20 protein-coding genes are annotated in these 19,464 nt (G+C 47.3%); 13 read left to right on the top strand and 7 right to left on the bottom strand.

Going from position 1 to position 19,464, the window contains the following annotated elements:
* Window positions 1–102 precede the first annotated feature (102 nt).
* The 3 genes from FGT79_RS22320 to FGT79_RS22310 all read left to right on the top strand — a co-directional run bounded on the left by FGT79_RS22320 (window position 103) and on the right by FGT79_RS22310 (window position 1,667).
* Complete coding sequence (locus FGT79_RS22320; RefSeq protein WP_138755052.1) at window positions 103–333, top strand: DNA-binding protein; 231 nt, start codon at window positions 103–105, stop codon at window positions 331–333.
* 283 nt (window positions 334–616) lie between these two features.
* The gene (locus FGT79_RS22315; RefSeq protein WP_138755051.1) at window positions 617–796 is read left to right on the top strand and encodes a hypothetical protein; all 180 of its coding nucleotides are present in this window, start codon (window positions 617–619) and stop codon (window positions 794–796) included.
* A 211-nt stretch (window positions 797–1,007) separates the two neighbouring features.
* Complete coding sequence (locus FGT79_RS22310; protein ID WP_171056373.1) at window positions 1,008–1,667, top strand: polysaccharide deacetylase family protein; 660 nt, start codon at window positions 1,008–1,010, stop codon at window positions 1,665–1,667.
* A 133-nt stretch (window positions 1,668–1,800) separates the two neighbouring features.
* Here the strand turns inward: FGT79_RS22310 and FGT79_RS22305 are convergent, their stop codons facing one another.
* Both FGT79_RS22305 and FGT79_RS22300 read right to left on the bottom strand, forming a co-directional pair.
* Complete coding sequence (locus tag FGT79_RS22305) at window positions 1,801–2,811, bottom strand: bifunctional glycosyltransferase family 2/GtrA family protein (RefSeq protein ID WP_138755049.1); 1,011 nt, start codon at window positions 2,809–2,811, stop codon at window positions 1,801–1,803.
* 36 nt (window positions 2,812–2,847) lie between these two features.
* On the bottom strand, window positions 2,848–3,603 hold the full coding sequence (locus tag FGT79_RS22300) for a phosphodiester glycosidase family protein (RefSeq protein WP_246096554.1): 756 nt from the start codon (window positions 3,601–3,603) through the stop codon (window positions 2,848–2,850).
* Between the two features lie 454 nt (window positions 3,604–4,057).
* Here FGT79_RS22300 and FGT79_RS22295 point away from each other — a divergent pair, with 454 nt between their 5' ends.
* The 3 genes from FGT79_RS22295 (at window position 4,058) to FGT79_RS22285 (ending at window position 6,047) form a co-directional block, all read left to right on the top strand.
* Window positions 4,058–4,357, top strand: a complete 300-nt coding sequence (locus FGT79_RS22295; RefSeq protein ID WP_138755047.1) for a hypothetical protein — start codon at window positions 4,058–4,060, stop codon at window positions 4,355–4,357.
* A gap of 218 nt (window positions 4,358–4,575) precedes the next feature.
* The gene (locus tag FGT79_RS22290) at window positions 4,576–4,965 is read left to right on the top strand and encodes a hypothetical protein (RefSeq protein WP_138755046.1); all 390 of its coding nucleotides are present in this window, start codon (window positions 4,576–4,578) and stop codon (window positions 4,963–4,965) included.
* A gap of 95 nt (window positions 4,966–5,060) precedes the next feature.
* The gene (locus FGT79_RS22285) at window positions 5,061–6,047 is read left to right on the top strand and encodes a cation diffusion facilitator family transporter (RefSeq protein WP_138755045.1); all 987 of its coding nucleotides are present in this window, start codon (window positions 5,061–5,063) and stop codon (window positions 6,045–6,047) included.
* Window positions 6,048–6,175: 128 nt separating this feature from the next.
* On the opposite strand, the gene FGT79_RS22280 is transcribed toward FGT79_RS22285, so the two are convergent.
* From FGT79_RS22280 to pyk, 4 genes are all read right to left on the bottom strand, one after another.
* Window positions 6,176–6,736 carry a hypothetical protein gene (locus FGT79_RS22280; RefSeq protein ID WP_138755044.1) on the bottom strand — a complete coding sequence of 187 codons (561 nt, stop codon included), beginning with the start codon at window positions 6,734–6,736 and terminating at the stop codon, window positions 6,176–6,178.
* A gap of 141 nt (window positions 6,737–6,877) precedes the next feature.
* A complete protein-coding gene (locus FGT79_RS22275; protein WP_138755043.1) occupies window positions 6,878–7,252 on the bottom strand; it encodes a hypothetical protein in 375 nt (124 codons plus the stop codon).
* Window positions 7,253–7,506: 254 nt separating this feature from the next.
* Window positions 7,507–7,803, bottom strand: coding sequence for a hypothetical protein (locus FGT79_RS22270; protein ID WP_138755042.1), 297 nt, complete (start codon window positions 7,801–7,803; stop codon window positions 7,507–7,509).
* 263 nt (window positions 7,804–8,066) lie between these two features.
* Window positions 8,067–9,482 carry a pyruvate kinase gene (gene pyk / locus FGT79_RS22265; RefSeq protein WP_138755041.1) on the bottom strand — a complete coding sequence of 472 codons (1,416 nt, stop codon included), beginning with the start codon at window positions 9,480–9,482 and terminating at the stop codon, window positions 8,067–8,069.
* A gap of 105 nt (window positions 9,483–9,587) precedes the next feature.
* On the opposite strand from pyk, the gene FGT79_RS22260 reads away from it, so the two are divergent.
* From FGT79_RS22260 to FGT79_RS22240, 5 genes are all read left to right on the top strand, one after another.
* Window positions 9,588–10,370 carry a helix-turn-helix domain-containing protein gene (locus tag FGT79_RS22260; RefSeq protein ID WP_138755040.1) on the top strand — a complete coding sequence of 261 codons (783 nt, stop codon included), beginning with the start codon at window positions 9,588–9,590 and terminating at the stop codon, window positions 10,368–10,370.
* 387 nt (window positions 10,371–10,757) lie between these two features.
* On the top strand, window positions 10,758–12,671 hold the full coding sequence (thrS, locus tag FGT79_RS22255) for a threonine--tRNA ligase (protein WP_138755039.1): 1,914 nt from the start codon (window positions 10,758–10,760) through the stop codon (window positions 12,669–12,671).
* Between the two features lie 298 nt (window positions 12,672–12,969).
* On the top strand, window positions 12,970–13,797 hold the full coding sequence (locus FGT79_RS22250; protein ID WP_138755038.1) for a MetQ/NlpA family ABC transporter substrate-binding protein: 828 nt from the start codon (window positions 12,970–12,972) through the stop codon (window positions 13,795–13,797).
* A gap of 74 nt (window positions 13,798–13,871) precedes the next feature.
* Complete coding sequence (locus FGT79_RS22245; RefSeq protein WP_138755037.1) at window positions 13,872–14,900, top strand: methionine ABC transporter ATP-binding protein; 1,029 nt, start codon at window positions 13,872–13,874, stop codon at window positions 14,898–14,900.
* Entirely contained in the window at window positions 14,890–15,564 is a 675-nt protein-coding gene (locus FGT79_RS22240) for a methionine ABC transporter permease (RefSeq protein WP_138755036.1), read from the top strand. The genes FGT79_RS22245 and FGT79_RS22240 overlap by 11 nt, the downstream gene beginning before the upstream one ends.
* A gap of 35 nt (window positions 15,565–15,599) precedes the next feature.
* Here FGT79_RS22240 and FGT79_RS22235 read toward each other — a convergent pair whose 3' ends face one another.
* Window positions 15,600–17,084 carry a DHA2 family efflux MFS transporter permease subunit gene (locus FGT79_RS22235; protein WP_246096553.1) on the bottom strand — a complete coding sequence of 495 codons (1,485 nt, stop codon included), beginning with the start codon at window positions 17,082–17,084 and terminating at the stop codon, window positions 15,600–15,602.
* Between the two features lie 262 nt (window positions 17,085–17,346).
* Here FGT79_RS22235 and FGT79_RS22230 point away from each other — a divergent pair, with 262 nt between their 5' ends.
* Both FGT79_RS22230 and FGT79_RS22225 read left to right on the top strand, forming a co-directional pair.
* Window positions 17,347–18,270 carry a PLP-dependent cysteine synthase family protein gene (locus tag FGT79_RS22230; protein ID WP_138755034.1) on the top strand — a complete coding sequence of 308 codons (924 nt, stop codon included), beginning with the start codon at window positions 17,347–17,349 and terminating at the stop codon, window positions 18,268–18,270.
* Between the two features lies 1 nt (window position 18,271).
* Window positions 18,272–19,408, top strand: coding sequence for a bifunctional cystathionine gamma-lyase/homocysteine desulfhydrase (locus tag FGT79_RS22225; RefSeq protein ID WP_138755071.1), 1,137 nt, complete (start codon window positions 18,272–18,274; stop codon window positions 19,406–19,408).
* Window positions 19,409–19,464: the final 56 nt, after the last annotated feature.

The following is a 19,464-nucleotide window of genomic DNA, read 5'->3' as shown; positions in this document are numbered from 1 at the left end:
TTCCATAATTTTTCGATCAAGGCAAGATTATGCGGCTGTTCGTGTTATAATTAAAATGTGCAGTCAATAAAGATCATTGACTATGATAAAGGAGTCGGAAATATGCAGGTAGTATTTGAAGACTGGGATCAAAAGGTAAAAAAAACGTTTAATGCAACGAGCAAGCAGGAAGTATTGACAGTTACCGAAGCTGGCGATCTACTCGGCATGACAAAGGATCAAATGAAGGTATACGTGCTAAAGCATAACCTGACCAAGGTTGCGATTAACCGCAGCGTCCACAGATATCTATTACTGAAAAGCGAAATAGATGAGATCTTAGGCAAAGCTTAACCTTTACGATGAACCACAGTCCCTTCACGGAGACTGTGGTTTTTTGTATGTACACTTGCTCAAGAAGAGTAGATGGGTAATCTACTTGCCGTAGTCCTGTGATCATGCCGTTATCTAGAGGATATGGCAGGATGTTTCCGAACGGGCAGGAGTGGCTTTCACTCAGCCAGTCTTAGACGGAAATATTGGAAGTAGCGCGTTCTCATGCTGGTTTTCAATGAGTTTCGTATTCGATATACTTAAATGGACCGATTGGAAAACATAAGCTGGAGGGTGAATTTCATTGACTTATATGGACATGTTAGGACGTCGGAGTATTATTTTGAAGCGCAATATCGGACATTTAATCGTTAAGGACAACAAGCAAGGGCTAAGCGCGCAGGAGAGCAGCTTCTATCAGAGCATGCTGAAGGAATGGCACCAGAATGAGAATGAAATGAACGCTGCCAGGAAGCAGCCCTAACGAATAGTGGTGAAGGTTTCATAAACAAGCGTTTACAACAGTCGAACAAGAGGCTGTTGTGAACGCCTGTTTTTCCGTATAACACTACGTTCAATATCGGTGCCGCTGAATTTCAAATAAGTCATTCACCGTATAACCAAACAAAATCTTTATTATGGGGTATAATAAAATGATTGATGTAGGCAACAAAATTAGACGGAGGTTCTTTGTTATGTTAGCGGTGGAAAGAGCGGCTTACCTTACGATTGACGAAGGTCCAGCCGAGGAATTTATGCAGAAGGTTGACTATTTGAATGTTAGAGGCATACGAGCGATTTGGTTTTGTTTGGGTGAAGCGCTGGAGAAATTCTCGGATGCAGCGGTGCACGCCATTCGGACTGGGCATATGATTGGGAATCGAAGCTATGATCATGCTGATTTCTCCTCCTTATCTTTGGAGGATGCGAGAAGGCAGGTGGAGCGGACAGATCAGGTGATTGAAGGGCTCTACGCTCAAGCGGATGCCATAAGGCCAGCAAAGCTTTTTCGATTCCCCTATACAGAGGAGGAATCGAGACATGAGCATTTCGCCGGCATCCAGCTTATGCTCGAGCAGCTTGGGTATGAGCAGCCTTCCTTTGAGCAGATTCAATATGCTGAGCAGGATGAATGGAGCATGAAGCGGGGAATACATGTGTTGAGCACGCTTGATACATTCGATTTGGGTAAGGAAGGCGATTCATTAGTCGAAGCCAGAACAGGCAACGAAGTTATTCATATCCATGATTGGATTGCATTTGAACCATTTATGATTGTTCTGGATCGTCTTTTAGCGAAAGAAATGACGGTTACTTTTCCCGAAGGATGGGGTCAGGTCAGCATTGTCGTTTAAAATCGGTTCTCCTATAAAGCGGGCACAGCTCATCGCGACGAATATATTATCGCGATTGACTGTGCCCGCTTTTTGTTTTTTTCTAGAAATATAAAGATGATCCTGCTTCATTCTTTCTGAGCCATTGCTCATCTCAGTACACAAATTTCCGCTGCGCCCAGTAGCTGAAGAGGAACAATGTCCCCTCAGTAAGCAGCTTTGCGACGAGTAGCTGTATGCCCAGCCTTTCATTAAAGAAATACATCAAGCCATAATTCAGCACAATAATAAGCAGGACTAGCGTGAAATATTTGGTCATCGAGGTATGGATGGCGGATTTTCTTTCCGTCGCGAATACAAATCTTTTGTTCATGGAATAGTTAAATATCGAGCTTGCAAGCCTTGCTCCAAGTACAGCCAGCAGTAGACTCGAACTGAACAAATGGATAAGTGCCAGCAGCAAGTAATCTATGGCCGCCGAGGTAATGGAATTGGCGCTGAATTTGAGAAATGGCGCATAGATTCTAGTAGAGTCGGCAATAGGCCGGAAATGCGATGATTGATTATGATTAAGATAAACCGTGTCGATCGAGACCTGATGGAATGTATATCCGGCAGCAGGCGCTTCGAGCAGCAGATTCATCTCATACTCGAAGCGTTCGCCTGGAACTCGGCACAGCCAGTCCAGCATGTCGGCAGAATAGCCGCGCAGTCCGGTCTGCGTATCCACGACTTTGTGGCCTGTAGCTAGCGTATAGACGAGCCGTGTAGCTGTATTACCGAAACGGCTGCGCAGAGGTACCTTGCCTGTGAAATGGCGGCAGCCGAGCACGATATGCTGTGTATGCTCTTGCAGACTGGCGGCAATTTTCATAATATCACGAGGGAGATGTTGACCATCACTGTCAGCACATACGATGCCATCGGTAATTCCCTTATTCTTGAAATAATGAAAGCCTGACTTCAGGGCATGCCCCTTCCCTTGGTTGCTGGTATGTGTGATGATTGTACAGCCTAGTTCTCTTGCTGAGCTGAATAAGTGACGGTAAGCTGGGCCGCTGCCGTCATCGACAATAACGATGGGGAAGGTGCCATGCTCCCTTAGCTGTTTGATGAGTATGATCAGCCTCTCATCCGGCTCATATGAAGGAATTAATAGATTCACCGCTGGCAGCCTCCTTGTTAGCGTTATTCTTGTTCGTTATTGGGCGATGTAAAGGATGTCGCTTACCCCGCGCTCTTGCTGACGACCTTGCGGATTATTTACGACACGTCCCATGAAATACATAGTGGAGGAGCCTCCGCCATCCAGGTTATAAGCCTCCGTTGCACCAAGCTCCTTGAACACTTGTGCGAATTCGGTTAAGGTCATGCCTTTGCTGTAGTTATCCTTGCGTCCGTCTACGACAACGAAAACATAGTGATTAGGGGCAATCATCCCAATGCCCGTTCGTGGGTTTGAGCCTTGAATCGAGCGGTTCCCGAAATTGGTATCAATGACCACCTTGTCGAAATCGTCTGTAATTTCCCCATCCGCTACGAGAGTCGGGCCGAACGAATAAGTTTGGGTAACGCCCATTGCGAGCAGCTCGGAGGATGAGACCTGTTCCTCGTTGTAGGATCTCATTGTGCCGTCGGATAAGAGAGCTAGCGCGTCACGGACAGGTTCATCCCGATATATAGTGCCGTTGCGGATGATAACGCCATCACTGCGGAATCCGTAATAATCACCGTTGATGGCTAATATGGCATTATTGGCGTCGGCAATTGTGGATGTGTTTTCTGTAATGTTGCGTCCAAACGCGTTTTTGGCAAAAGCAGATTGCAGCAAGCTTGCTTGCGTCAATTGGACATCCGCGACAAAGTATGTGATTTTATCTTCGCCGGAGCCGGTTTCTACCTTCTCGATGTGTATGCTTGTGTCCGCGCTGCTGTAATTCCAGTCATCCTGCTCCACCGTTTCGGATTGACTTGCGCTCTCCTCATTATTTGATTGAATGGCTGGAGTCGATTGAGCAGTAATTTGAACTTCAATATGCTCGATCAGATATCGGTTAGCGAGTGCATATAGAACGCCGCCGATTATGAGCAGAAGCGTAGCGGTAATAAGCGTTATCTTTTTTCGTTTCGATAGATGTACGATGATGATCAGCTCCTGTGAATGTGATAAGGGATGAAGTAGTTTCCATCTGCTGCGTATGGCTTTATTGGAATAGGGTAATTGTCGTATGATTACGTTAAGCGCATATGAAGCGGGACTGAGCGTTTACTGAATGCGATTTAGCTTAGAGGGATAGACTGATTTGTAATCATGATCATGGTTGTTTTTACGTAGTAAATGATTGTACAATGGGTGAAAGAAGTTGTATCCAAAGCCTCATAACTACGCGTATTTGAAGGGAATAGTGCCCATGAATGCAAGAATGCAGCAGCTAGAGAGCAGACTAGCCAACCAACATCACAAGGATTTGTTTCTTCAAAGCGTACATACGCTTCAAGCCATTGATGATCTAGCTGATCATCATCGGAAATTCCAGTCGATTCAGGCGATTAGCGGTGTTAAGATCGTTGGCGCGGAAGAGGCTCTATTCTATGAAACGCTTTCGCAGGTGAAGGAATCGATCGTGTTGACGCTGGAGAAGACGCTTAATGATCTTGAGCACAAAGGCGATAAAAACTACGATAAAAACTTTAAAGACGGCGTAGAGTAAAGACCGATGGTTATTGAATAGGTAGGAAAAGAGCTGAACGGAAGAGATTCTTCCGTTCAGCTCTTTTTGATGGCAGAGAATTGTATCTTCTATATTTCATATTTCCTGAGTGATATAATCACAACTGAATGGTAATCGCCTATAAACAGAATATTGAAACAAAGTAAGCGCTGTATTCGTTTAGTACATAAACAGATTTTGGAGAGGGGTTCATTCGAATGAGCTGGATTCCTAGAGTAAGAAGTTCGGGGTGGTGGCTACTGGCTGGAGCATCCTCGCTGCTGTTCAGTATTTTGTTATGGATCATTCGTTTTCTCATTTTGGGTCAGCCGTTCACGGGCATGCATGCTTTTCGTTTCATGGTGCTCGCTGTTGGATTATCCTTTTTATTTAGCTTTTTGGGCTGGTTAGGCGCAAGAAAGCTTTGGCTATTTTCTAATTTGGGCACCCTAATTGGTTTGATCCTAATGGCCTTCTATTCGCGCAACATGACAGGCTGGGAGGATTTAATCAGTTTCCTTGTGTTTCTAGAGGCGATAGCGGCAGGCTTTATTTTAGGGTTGGTGGTCGAAGGCATTTCACTTGCTATAAGGCTCACAAAGAAGTAAAGTGCAAACACATTACCGTTCTCCTAGGATGGCCTGAATCAAATCTGGCTAATGGTGGTAAGGTAACAATAAAAAAGTTGCCGCGGGAGGACAATATGGAATCTAAAGTGGAGCGCCAGGGGTTATGGGAGCTAATCAAGAAGGGCAATAAGTCTTCTGCTATCGCCATGATCGGCAATGCGATTATTGCTGCGATTAAAGCTTTTGCAGCAGCCTTCAGCGGCAGTGGGGCTATGTTCGCTTCGGCTATGCATTCCTTAGCGGATGCAATCAATCAAGGCTTTGTATTTGTTGGAAGCATCCTGTCGGAGAAGCGACCGACACCGCGCTTCCCGACGGGCTTTGGCCGAGTCATCAACATATTTTGCATGATTGCCGTTATCGTCGTTACGATCATGGCGTATGAAACAATTCATGAGGGCTGGCATTTGTTCAACCATCCCGCTGATAGCGAAGGAATTTGGCTTAACATAGGCGTTCTAATCATAAATGTAGTGATAGACGGCTTCATCCTCTTGAAAGCGATGAAAGAAATTTTGCATGAAGCGAAGGTGGAGGCGAAGGGCTTCGGGATTGCTCCTGCTGCTTTCAAAAACGTAGGGCGCTCTGCTCCTGCTACCAGATTGGTTTTTTACGAGGATATTGTTGCGGTTACAGGGGCATTGCTCGCCATGATTGCTGTCATCGTCGTCTATTTCACAACCTTCGACCGGATGGACGGCCTTGTTACGATACTGATTGGATTGCTGATGGTAGGTGTTGCCTTCCGAGTAGGCTATGACAATATGATTGGCTTGATCGGTGTCTCCGCACCCAAGGAGGTAGCGGACAAAGTATCGCAGATTATTTTCTCAGAACCGCTTGTAATCGATATCTACCAGATGCGAATTTTGCAAGAAGGACGCTACTATCATGTGGAAGCGCTAATGGAGCTGAAGGCGGGCTTATCGCTTGCTGATGCTGATGATATCAAGTTCAAGGTTCGAGACAAGCTGCTGCAGGATTCCGACATTACGGATGCTACGCTTGGTATTATTGAAGATGACGGTGTAAGAAGCTGGTTGCCGATCGATATGCGTTAGTCCAATCTAGGTTTATGAAACAGGGTTATTTCTTCAACAAACCCAGTACCTGCGCGGTACTGGGTTTGATTTTTATCAGATAGGTTATCTTATGGATGCAAATTTATTTAATAAGCTTACGTTGTTTATTATTTTTGGTTTAGAGCGTCTACTTCTTCCGAGAAAGCATCACTGTACTGTTGAAACAATCCGGTATCAAACTCGTAATCTTCGTCAGTAGCATTCGGTGGATTATTTTGAAGTTGTTTATATAAGGTATCAATCTCGCCCGAAACCTTCGTCCATAATTGTTTCACTTCATCATACTTTGAATCTAATCCCTGGATATAAGTATCGTATTCTGCTTTCTCTTCCATCGCCTTGCCAAGCTGCTGGATCATGAAGTCAATATCCATGGTATCTCCCGTTGCATCAGTTCCACTGCCGGCATAGTGACTGACGTTAACAAGCCCATCATTCCAAATTTTCCCGATGACGAAGTTGTCAACTTCCTTTAATTCTGATTCTACAGTAGGCTTTTCATCTGACTGAGACAGATCATCGAGCTGTATCCCCGCATCCTTGAAAGCTTGCTCTAACTGCTCCTGCATTTTCTCCTCTTCTGTCTTCTCTTTTCCGCAACCTACGAATACAACCATCGTGACCATGCATAAAATGATGATTAAGCTCGTTCTTCCCCATTTGGACATGCTAATACTCTCCTCTGTTTACAATAATTTCCGACCATAACTATTATCGGTATTGTTAAGGCGATTATAAAGAGAGTGTTAATAGAAAGAACAAATAAGAAAGAGCGCCTGCTTGGGCGCTCTTTCTTCATGTCTTAGCACTTAGAATACATGCGCGCCTTCAAGCGCGACTTTAATTTTCCCATCCAGCTCCAGCACCTTGACCTTTACCTTGCGTCCAGGCTGATACTGCGGAATATTGACCATATAGATGACGGTTTTAATAATCGTGCGATGCGGCTCGGCATGCTCTCTTGGAATCGTTAAACCGATAAATACTTCAGGATGCCCGTTAATCTCCGAATTGGTTTGCCGAATAGAGCTGACGGTCGCATCATAAGGCACGCCATTCTTTAAGATATGTTTGATTTCCCTATTAGCCTGGAACGATTGCCGAATGACCATGTAGGCGAGCAAGAGTAGAGGAAATGTAATAAGAATAACGACAACGATAATAATGCTCTCGGGTGTACTCATGATTCACCAACTTTCAAGGAACATAAATGAAATGACGTTTTGCTGTACGTTTACATTCCGCACAAGCTATGGAAAGCATAGCACAACGTCACCATTATGAAAATATTTCCAAGGTCTTAGTCGTGAATAGGTACTTTAGCTACTGTTTTCGTTGAAATATAGGAACGGATAGGTTTGCGCCATCCTTTCTCTCTATTTCTGAGAATGAAATGCAATGCACCGCCAAAGGACGGGGACAGCCGTTTCACCTTGAATTACAGGAAAGGTGTTCTTTTCACGAAGCTTTGAGCCAAGTGGTCAGCCTGCAAATCCTTGTCGTTTCTTTTGTAATTCTCAAGCACATCAATGAGATAGTCGTTATTCGGATCATTGGAGCGGAATATAAATTGCTCTTGGTTGTGTATATGTACATCATGCCCGCACTGCTTTAAGCATGCTGCATAATCCTCATGGGTCGGCTTCGTATTCTCTTCCAAAAAGATAAGGCCGGTCAGCAGCTTGGTTTCCGTTCCATGCATCACTTTAAAATGGACGGTATGTTCTTTTTTCATATCCATTCCTCCTAAGCTTTCTATATCTTAATCATATGCTCCAAAAGTCACGAGAGAGCATCCATATTGTGAAAGCTTCTTGAACTATAAGAAAGTATAAGTTTCACCGTATACTCCGCTTATATTTCTCAGACTGAAACGCGCTGCGCCGCCAAAGGACGGGGACAGCCGTTTCACCTTGAATGTCTGCTATTTTAGCACTTTTTATACAAAAAAGCTGGATCGTCTTGGAACGACCCAGCTTTAGCGATAAAGAGGAAATCCTAAACCTGCGTCACTTTAATCAGGTTGGTTGCGCCTGCTTGGCCGATTGGCACGCCTGCAGATAGTACAATGATATCGCCCGTGTCGATAAGGCCGGTCAGCTTGGCGTTGCGCGTCGCAGATTCGAACATTTCGTCGGTCGTTTTAACAGCATCGCCCTTCACCGGTATAACACCGGAGAGTAGACAAATTTTCGGAAGCACATGGTCATGCTGGGTAATTGCGATAATTGGCGCGCTTGGGCGATATTTGGAAACCATGCGCGCGGTAAAACCGCTCTCTGTCGATGTTAGAATTGCTCTAGCATTCAGCTCAAGCGAGGAGCTGACGACACCTTGGCTGATAACTTCAGTGATGTTCGTGCTTTGCTGTGCTCTTCTTTTTTCAAACTGCTCTTTGTAGTCGATCATCGATTCCGCTTTTTTTGCAATAGAAGCCATGGTGCGAACGGAAGGAATCGGATATTTGCCGGCAGCTGTCTCGCCTGATAGCATGACAACGTCTGCGCCTTGAATAACCGCGTTCGCTACGTCACTAACTTCAGCTCTGGTCGGACGCGGGTTAACCTGCATCGACTCCAGCATGTGAGTGGCAACAATAACCGGCTTGCCGACAAGGTTACATTTGTTGATCATTTCACGCTGCATCATAGGCACATCCTCGATAGGCACCTCTACGCCAAGATCGCCGCGGGCAACCATAATGCCGTCGGAAGCTTCGATGATGGCATCTAGATTCAGCATGCCTTCCTCGTTTTCGATTTTGGAGATGATTTGGACATGGCCTGCGTTTGCTTCCTCTAGAATATTGCGGATTTCCAGAATATCCTCTGCTTTGCGCACGAAGGATGCTGCAATGATCTCGATGTTATGCTTAATGCCGAAATGAATATGAACGACATCGCGCTCGGTTACGCCGGGTAATGTCGTCTTGATACCAGGAAGATTGACGCCTTTACGCGGTTTAAGCGTACCGCCGCTGACGATTAGGCAGTTAATCTCCGTACCTTCTACCGAAAGCACGGTAAGATCGACAAGTCCGTCGTCGATTAGGATGCGATCTCCAGCCTTCACGACAAGTGGAAGCTCATTATAGTTAACAGGCAGACGCTTCGCATCACCTAGCACATCTTCTGTCGTTAGTGCGATTTGCTCACCAATAACCAGCTCGCATGAAGCTTCTTTCAGCTTGCCAATCCGAACTTCTGGACCTTTAATATCCATCATGATCGGCACGAATGTGTTCAGCTCGCGCGCAGCTTGCCGGATATTGTTCATTCGCATAACATGATCTTCTAATTCGCCGTGAGCCATATTCAGTCTGCCAACGGTCATTCCTGCTTGGATCATTTCTTTAATTGTCGAAACGGAGTCGCAAGCGGGACCCATTGTACAAATAATTTTTGTTTTTAGCATGTTGTAGGCCTCCTCGTTTTTTTCATTGTAACGCGGAAACTCGAAACGTAATAAGAACTATAGTACAATAGATATACAATAGTACAGCGAAAAGGGGCGGTTAGGATGCTGTCAATTTCGGATGTTCATCAGGATAACGGCGTGGATTGGTACGAGGAGGGGGAGCAGCGAAGGCTGACCTTTCACTTGCTGTTGGTCACCTACGGCAAATGTGTATATTGGGTGAACGAGGAAAAGATTATCCTAGAGAAAGGGGATCTTCTGCTTATCCCCGGGCATATCTCTTACTATGGTAAAAGCATTCCAACGCTCGTTCATACTAAATACGTCATCAACTTTCGAAAGACGAAGTCAGATTGCGCGCTGCCGCTTCTCCAGCTTGAGGAGCCTTTGCAGCGCAAGCTGGGCTGCTTTGAGGTAGTTCAGGAGAGGCTTAGAGCTGTTCTCATGCAATTCAAGGAGCGCCCTGCCTACTTTGAAATGATGGCGGTGGCACTGCTGACGGAGGCGCTGATCTTTATCAACCAGGAGCAGGACAAAGGCGCGATTCCACCTGAGAAGCATCGCCGCGTAGACAGCATGAAGCAGTATATATCCTCCCATTACAGGGAGCGCGTAACGAAGGAAGAGCTGGGTGATGTCATCCATACAACGCCTAATTACGCGGCCAGCTTGTTCAAGGCCGTCACCAATCAAACGATTAGTGAATATGTTCATCATCAGCGTATGAAAACAGCCGTCTACATGCTGACGGAATCGCAGCTGATGATTAGTGAAATCGCCGATTATTTGGGCTATAACGATGTCTCCTATTTCTATCGTATCTTCAAGCGCAGCACAGGGAGATCACCATCGGATTTCCTGCATGAGCGCACTTTAACAGAGTAGCGCGGCGACTTATGTAGTTGACAGCAACTCAGGTTAGGATTATATTTTATGCATAAATAGGCTATGACCAAAGACATGATTCGCGGTGCGGGCTGTCCAGAGAGAGAGGCGATTGCTGAGAGCCTCCCCAGTGACCGATTGCGTAATTACCCCTTTGCAGCCGTGTGATTGAACCCGCTGTTTATTTGGCGGTTGTAAATAACACCGACTCATCCTCGTTACGGGATGCTCAATAAGGATCTTGCTTCAGCTAATTGCCTTGGCATCAGCCAATAATTAATAGCAGCAGATCGAATGAGGGTGGAACCACGAGCTGAACGCACTCGTCCCTTGGTGGGAGAGATGTGTTTTTTTTTGCGTTCAACTAATTCGATCGGAGGCTGCAGAATGAGTATCGTCATTACTTTACCAAATGGAACAGTTAAGGAGTATAGGCAAGGAACGACCGTCGAACAAATCGCGGAGTCGATCAGTCCGAGTCTTCGGAAAAACGCAGTAGCGGGCAAGCTGGATGGGCGCCTCGTCGATTTGGCCGAGCCGCTGGAGGCAGATGCTCGTTTAGAGATCGTTACGTTGGATAGCGCGGACGGTCTAGAGGTTTATCGCCACACGACTGCACATGTGATGGCACAAGCTATCAAGCGGATTTATGGGAAGCATGCTGTGAAACTCGGGATCGGTCCCGTCATCGAAGACGGCTTCTATTATGATATTGATATCGAAAAGCCGTTGTCGATAGAGGAGCTTGCTGCAATTGAAGCTGAGATGAGCAAGATCACCCAGGAGAACCTGCCTATTACGCGCAAAGAAGTGAGCCGCGAGGAGTCTATTGCGTTTTTCACGGAGCAGGAGGAACCATTGAAGCTGGAGCTCATACGCGACCTTCCTTCGGATGTCGTCATCACGATGTATGAGCAGGGCGAGTTCGTGGATCTTTGCCGCGGCCCGCATCTGCCTTCCACGGGGCGGATCAAGGCATTCAAGCTGCAAAGTGTAGCAGGCGCTTATTGGCGCGGCGATTCTAACAATAAGATGCTTCAGCGCATATATGGGACATCGTTTCCGAAGAAGGCACAGCTAGATGAGCATTTGCAACTGTTGGAAGAAGCGAAGAAGCGCGACCATCGCAGGCTCGGCAAAGATCTAGAGCTGTTCATGTTTTCCGAAGAAGCGCCGGGCATGCCGTTCTATTTGCCAAATGGGATGACCGTCCGCACGGAGCTCGAGAGTCTGATTCGCGGACTGCAGCGGCAGCGGGACTATGAGGAAGTGCGCACGCCGTTCATGATGAACAGGCGTCTATGGGAGCAATCGGGCCACTGGGATCATTATAAGGACAATATGTATTTCACTGATGTTGATGATACGCCTTATGCGCTCAAGCCGATGAACTGTCCAGGGCATATGCTCATATTCAAGAACAGTCTGCACTCCTATAGAGAGCTGCCGATCCGCATGTCGGAATTTGGGCAGGTACACCGCCATGAATATTCGGGTGCGTTGAACGGGATGATGCGCGTCCGTACGTTCTGTCAGGATGATGCTCACTTGTTCGTTCGGCCGGATCAAATTGAAGAGGAAATCGGTCAAGCGATTGCGCTGATTGATCATATTTATCAAGTGTTTGGCTTTGAGTTCAGAATTGAGCTGTCGACGCGTCCAGAGGATTCGATGGGCTCAGAGAAGCTTTGGAACGAAGCGGAGCAATCGCTGCGCAGCGTGCTCGATAACCGTAATATCGCTTATCGCGTGAATGAGGGAGACGGCGCATTCTACGGCCCCAAAATCGACTTTCATATTCTCGATGCCTTGAAGCGCAGCTGGCAGTGCGGCACGATTCAGCTGGACTTCCAAATGCCGGAGAAATTCGACCTCTCCTACATTGGAGAGGACAACCAGAAGCATCGTCCTGTCGTTATTCACCGGGCGGTGTACGGATCTATTGACCGTTTTATCGGGATATTGACAGAGCATTTCTCGGGCGCGTTTCCGCTATGGCTGGCCCCCGTTCAGGTGAAGCTGCTGCCGGTGTCGGAGAAGTACTTGGACTATGCGCTGCAAGTGAAGGAACAGCTTGCTGAATCAGGCATACGCACGCAGATTGATGCGCGCAACGAGAAGCTGGGCTACAAGATTCGTGAAGCGGGCATGCAGAAGGTGCCATATGTGCTCGTACTCGGCGAGAATGAGAAAAATGCGGGGACAGCTGCTGTACGTAAGAGGGGCGAGGGTGATTTAGGCTTGCTGCCTGTTGATGCTTTCGTTCAGCAGGTAGTACAGGAAATAGCCGTGAAGTCGTGAGCATTACCACTAGCCTCTCGTAGGTGACCAATAGAGAAGAGAGCGAGCCTAGCTTCGCTCTCTTTTTTATTTGGACATTCATGGAAGCGCTAGCATACGACTTGAAAATAAATCGTTGACAGTAGGCCGATGTTTAATCTATAGTAAGTTCATCGGAATTATAAGTTTTGAGCTGATTAGTCGACTAAAAGCTCCTATTTCACTGAATAGCGGCAGCTGCCGAATTCTTTGAATAAGAGCTTTTTTTTGCGCGAATTCAATCATGGCTTATATACAAATAGGAGTAGGGGGAGAAACAATGAAACAAAAATTGTTACTAATTATGCTGACGCTAGTCTTAACGACGGTGCTTGCAGCTTGCGGCAGCAACAAGGCGGAGTCGAATGATTCTACAGCGGAGGGCGAGAAAGCGAAGCTGAAGGTAGGTATTTCGGCGGGTGTTGAGGAAGAAATATGGAAGCAAGTACAAGAGGTTGCTGCCAAGGATAACTTGGAAATTGAACTGGTTGTATTCAATGATTATGTACAACCTAATAAAGTGCTGGCTGAAGGCGAGCTTGATGCGAACGCATTCCAGCATGAGCCTTACCTTGATCAGTTCAAGAAAGATAACAATCTGGATCTTGTCAAAATTGCTAATACGCTTAACTTCCCAATCGGATTCTACTCCGAGAAGATCAAAGAGGTTTCGGAGATCAAGGAAGGCGACGTCATCGGTTTGCCTAATGACCCGACCAATGGCGCGCGTGCACTGATTCTTTTCGAGAATGCTGGCTTGATCAAACTTAAAGAAGGTGCTGGTATTACGGCAACTGTACGCGATATCGCTGAGAACAAGCTTAACTTGAAATTCGAAGAGCTTGATGCGGCTTTCATTCCTAAGGCGTTAGGCGATTTGACGGCGGCAGTCATCAACACCAACTATGCGGTAGAGGCTGGCTTCGTACCAACACAAGATGCGATCTTCATTGAGCCTAAGGATTCACCATGGGTTAACATTATCGCGGTAAGAACGGAAGACAAGGATAAACCGGTATTTCAGCGTTTAATCAAAGCTTATCACTCTGATCAGGTGAAGAAATATGTCGAGGAAAAATATGGCTCTTACATCGTAGCATCCTGGTAATTGTTGCATGAAGCCCGGGTCTCTTCTTAGCGGAAGAGACCTTTTACCATTTCAGCTGAGGCGGAGGTTGTATTGTGATTTGGATGGAGAACGTTAGCAAGATCTATCAACAAGGCAAGCAGGAAGTCGATGCGGTGAAAGATGTGAATCTGCATATCCGCAAAGGGGAAATATTCGGCATTATCGGCTACAGTGGAGCGGGCAAAAGCTCGCTCCTTCGCTGCATCAACTATTTGGAGCGGCCTACGTCAGGGCATGTGCGCATCCAAGATACGAAGCTTGCCGACCTTAGTGAGAATCAGCTCCGTATGATGCGGCGTAAGATCGGTATGATTTTTCAAAACTTCAATTTGCTTATGTCGAGTACCGTATATCAGAATATTGCTGCACCACTAGTGCTGGCAGGTCTCGCAAAGCAGCAAATTCAGGCGAGGGTAAGCGAACTGCTCTCGCTTGTAGGGCTGGAAGACAAACGGGAAGCATACCCGGCTCAATTGTCGGGAGGTCAGAAGCAGCGTGTTGCCATTGCAAGAGCGCTTGCCAATGAGCCGGAGATTTTATTATGCGATGAGGCGACATCGGCGCTCGACCCACAAACGACGGACTCTATTCTGGATTTGCTGCTCGATATTAATCGTTCCTACGGCATTACGATCGTGCTCATTACCCATGAAATGTACGTCGTAAAGAAGATATGCGATCGGGTAGCGGTTATGGAGGGTGGTGCTATCGTGGAGCAGGGCACTGTACTCGAGCTGTTCACGAAACCGAAGACGGAAACGACCAAAAAATTTATCAAAAGCGTATTTGACGCCGATTTGCCCCAGGAGCTGCTGCAGCAGGCAGTGGACAAGGCTGTACCGAGGAAACTGCTGCGGATTTCTTTCATAGGCGAAACGGTGAGTGAGCCGATTTTGGCTGATTTGACGCTGCGTTATCAGCTGCGACCTAGCATTTTGTACGGGAATATAACAAAAATAAAAGATAGTGTATTCGGCTTTCTTATTATTAGTTTGCCTGGCGAGCCGTCGGTTATTCAGGAAGGCATGGCTTACATGGAACAAAACGGCATGCAGGTGGAGGTGTTAGGGCATGCTGGATAGCTTCATTAATAGTTTCGTGGATAATTATGATTTGTACTTAGAGTCGCTTGGGGAGACGGCGGCAATGGTCATCTACTCACTCTTTTTCTCCACGATTATAGGCCTGTTTCTAGGTGTCTGCCTGGTGGTACTGCGTCCGGGTCATATTTATGAGAACAAGGTGCTTTATCCAATCCTGAATGCGGTCATTAACGTGCTGCGCTCCGTTCCTTTCATCATTATATTGATTGCCATTATTCCGATTACGAAATGGATTGTGCATACGACCATTGGGGTAAAAGGTGCCATTGTACCGCTCGTCTTCTATACCGCCCCCTACATTGCAAGGCTGATTGAGTCGGCATTGCTTGAGGTGAATCCCGGCGTCGTTGAAGCATTTCAAGCGATGGGAGCCTCTAGGCGGCAGATTATATGGAAGGTCATGTTGAAAGAGGCAAGGCCGGGGATCGTGCTTGGCCTTACCATTGCGACCATCGGATTGATCGGGGCTACGGCGATGGCCGGCGTACTCGGAGCAGGTGGACTTGGGGACGTGGCTATAAGGTACGGCTACCAGCGCTGGCAGCCTGATGTGATGTACGTGTGCGTCATTATACTCATATTACTCGTCCAGCTGCTGCAAACGGCTGGCAATCGAATATCGAAGAAGCTGCGCAAGCATTGACCCAATCTTCTTCGCAAAAGACGGCAAGGCAGAGATTAAATCTCTGCATTTGCCGTCTTTTTGTGTGCTGATGAGTGGGAGTCCGGGCGTGCTGTCTTCTTCCTGCGAAGCAGGAAGGCGAGCGGCAGCGCGGCTATAATGCAGAAAGCGGAGAACAAAAAAGCATCGTTGATGCTCAGTGTATAGGCCTCAGGGTACTTGGCATCCGTCTCACCGAGCTGTACTTGATGTACGGCAAGGCGCGCATAGAACAAGGACGTGAACAGGCCAAGTGCCATAGAGCTGAAGATTTGCCTGAGCCAATTAATGAGTGCAGATGCATGACCGCTAAGCTCTTTCTGTATGGCCATCATGCCCGCATTAGTAACGGGAGTCAGAGCCAGACCCGTTCCTGTATTGCGAACGGCGATGATAATCATAATGGCGAGCAGACTTGTCGTAATCTGCAAACGACTGAATAAATAAGTGGTCACAATAAGAATGATGCAGCCAGCAATGGCAAGTATAGACGGACCAAGCTTATTGTAATAGCGTCCGGAAAAGAAGGTGGCACAGGTTAAGCAAACGGCTCCGGGCAGGAACAGCAAGCCAATGTGAAACGAGCTTAAGCTATGAATTTCGGCCAAATAAAGGGGCACAAAATAAATGCCGGAATACAGCGCAATCGAGAGAATGAGAGAAATGACCAAGCTGATTGTGAACGTTTGATTGCGGAACAGCCGCAATTGCAGCAAGGGTGCATCTGAGCGAAGCTGGTGGATTACGAATAGAATCGTGCTTGCAGCGCCTAAGATTAAGCATACCCAAAAAGCAGCAGACTGCCAGCCCCATGCATACAGATTACCGAACAGCAGAAGCAGAGAGAGGCTCGCTGTCGCTGCCAGCGCAAGCCCAGCTTTGTCCAGCTTAGTCTCTTTATCCGCAGTGCTCGCGGGCAGGATACGAATGCCGATAGCAAACGCGAGAATCCCAATTGGAACGGTAACCAGAAAGATAAGATGCCAATTGTAGCCCTGAAGCCAGCCGCTGACAGAGGGTGCAAGCGCCGTTCCAAGTATTGTGGAGAATGACCAGATGCTCACCGCAATAGGCTGTTTCTCTGCAGGTACCGTTCGATAAATGAAAGCAAGCGATACCGGCTGAATGAGCCCGCAGAATAACCCTTGCAATACGCGGAAACCAATAAGTGCATATACATTCCAAGACAGCGCACAGAGCAGTGAGGTGACGGTTATACCAAGCAGGCAAAATAAGAAAACCTTTTTCCCGCCGAATCGGCTTTCTGCATAGCCGCTGGCAGGGGCGATAATGCCGCAAGCAAGTGAGAAGCCGGTAATAATCCATTGTACTTTGCCGAGGTCCGTATTAAAAATACCGATAAACCCGGGTAAAGAAACATTAAGTGAAACGACATGATACATGCCGACAAATGAGCCGAAAAAGAGGGTCGCAAGAGCAGGCCAAAACGATGCTTTGGCAAAAAGCGGTTTGCTCTGTATCGATGTTCGTCCAACTGACAACCGCACACCCCTTTCCTGATGAAAATCTTTTTGCAGCAAGCAGTCCCAAAAGTATAAAGACATAATAACACATCGGGTTAGTTGTTTATTATTGAAATGTTGTATCAAACGATAGATATATTTGCATCGGACGAGCCTGAAGGTATCAGCAATTTATCCAGAAGCGGCGAAACACATGGAGCGGATGGTTCATATGATGAAGGAAATAGATCCGTTAGTCACTTGCCTGAAATAAGATGGACGATTGTAGGAGGGATTGCGAATGGCTATGTATTCGAATATTCATCAGCTGATCGGCAACACACCCTTGGTTCAGCTATCTGGCTATACCCTTCCGAGCGGCGTAAAGCTTTACGCAAAGCTTGAGTATAAAAACCCAGGAGGCAGCGTCAAAGATCGTCTTGGTGTTGAACTGCTGAATCAGGCATTTGCCAGCGGAGAGCTTGCGCCTGGCGGCACTGTCATTGAGGCAACTGCAGGCAATACAGGTATTGGGCTCGCCTTGGCAGCTATCGGGCGCGGTGTTGCGACGTTGTTCGTCGTTCCGGAGAAATTCAGCACCGAGAAGCAGCAGCTAATGAAGGCGCTTGGGGCAACCATTGTCAATACACCGTCTGAGCTTGGAATAGCGGGCGCAATCGAGAAGGCGGAGGAACTGCTGGGAACGATACCGGGTTCATACTCGCCTAGGCAATTCTCCAATGCGGCTAATCCAGAAACCTATTACAAAACGCTCGGTCCTGAGCTTTGGAACGAATTAAATGGAAAGATCGATGTATTCGTAGCCGGCGCTGGCTCTGGCGGCACTTTTATGGGAACGGCGCGCTATTTGAAGGAGCGCAATCCGAATATAAAGACCGTTATTGTTGAGCCTGAAGGTTCAATTCTCGGCGGCGGTAAGCTTGGGCCGCACCTTACAGAAGGAATTGGGGTGGAGAAGCTGGCTTTGTTTATGGACAGCTCGTATTTCAATGCCATTCATACGATTACGGATGAGCAGGCCTTCACAAGGGTTAAGGAACTGGCGCAGCTGGAGGGCATGCTGGTTGGAAGCTCTTCGGGCGCTGCGCTGCATGCTGCGCTCCTTGAAGCTGAGGCAGCGCAGCCGGGCAGCCGAATCGTGACCCTATTTCCTGACGGCAGTGAGCGGTACTTGAGCAAACAGATTTATGGCGGAGGTGTTTGATCTGAAGCGTAAAACGAAGCTTATCCATGGAGGGAATCCATTTGATCCGCATACGGGGGCGGTCAGCGTCCCGATCTATCAGGTCAGCACTTACAAGCAAGATGATATAGGTGTGCATAAAGGCTATGAGTATTCGCGCACGGGCAATCCGACGCGCCATGCACTAGAGCAGTATATTGCCGCTCTGGAGGAGGGGGCAAGGGGCTTTGCATTCAGCTCAGGAATGGCCGCCATTCATGCTGTATTTTCGTTGCTGAGTGCCGGCGATCATATCATTCTGACAGATGATGTATATGGGGGAACGTACCGAATTGTTACGAAGGTATTGAATCGGCTCGGTATAGAAGCAACCTTCACAGATACAACGAGTATGGTGGAAGTTGAGAAATCGCTGCGTCCGAATACGAGGGCATTATTCGTTGAGACACCAACTAATCCGCTGCTCAAAGTAACCGACATTACAGCAATAGCCGCATGGTGCGCAAACAAAAAGCTGCTCTTCATCGTAGACAATACATTTAGTACGCCTTATTGGCAGAATCCACTTACACTCGGTGCAGACATCGTACTGCATTCGGCGACAAAATATATTGGCGGGCATAGCGATGTGGTCGCAGGACTTGCTGTCGTGAAGGATGACCAATTGGGCGAGGAACTTCATTTCCTTCAAAATGCAACGGGCGGTGTCCTTGGTCCGCAGGATTCGTGGCTGCTCATGCGAGGCTTGAAGACACTTGGCCTGCGGATGGAGGCACATGAGGAGAACGCGCAGGCTATCGTTCAGTATTTGTCCGGATTAGACACGGTGGAAAGCATCCATTATCCGGGACTGCTCAGCCATCCGCAGCATGAGCTTGCGAAGCGCCAGGCGCGCGGCTTCGGCGGTATTGTCTCCTTCGATGTTGGCAGCGGCGATAAGGCCTCCCACATAATTCGAAAACTGAAATACTTTACATTGGCCGAAAGCTTAGGAGCGGTCGAGAGCCTCATATCTGTACCGGCTAGGATGACACATGCTTCTATTCCTAGCGAAAGGCGAGCATTACTCGGTATTACCGATGGGCTAGTACGCTTATCCGTTGGTATAGAGGATCATGAGGATCTCATCGCAGATCTAGCGAATGCTCTGCAGGGATAGAGGTAATACTAGGTATTACTATTGTTAAGAAATGATGAAGTGAATCATCAACGTGC

Origin of the sequence: Paenibacillus sinopodophylli, assembly GCF_005930355.1 — a bacterium.
Taxonomy (GTDB): domain Bacteria; phylum Bacillota; class Bacilli; order Paenibacillales; family Paenibacillaceae; genus Pristimantibacillus; species Pristimantibacillus sinopodophylli.
The sequence above is the reverse complement of the archived record's forward strand: the minus strand, read 5'-3'. Positions and strand labels throughout refer to the sequence as shown.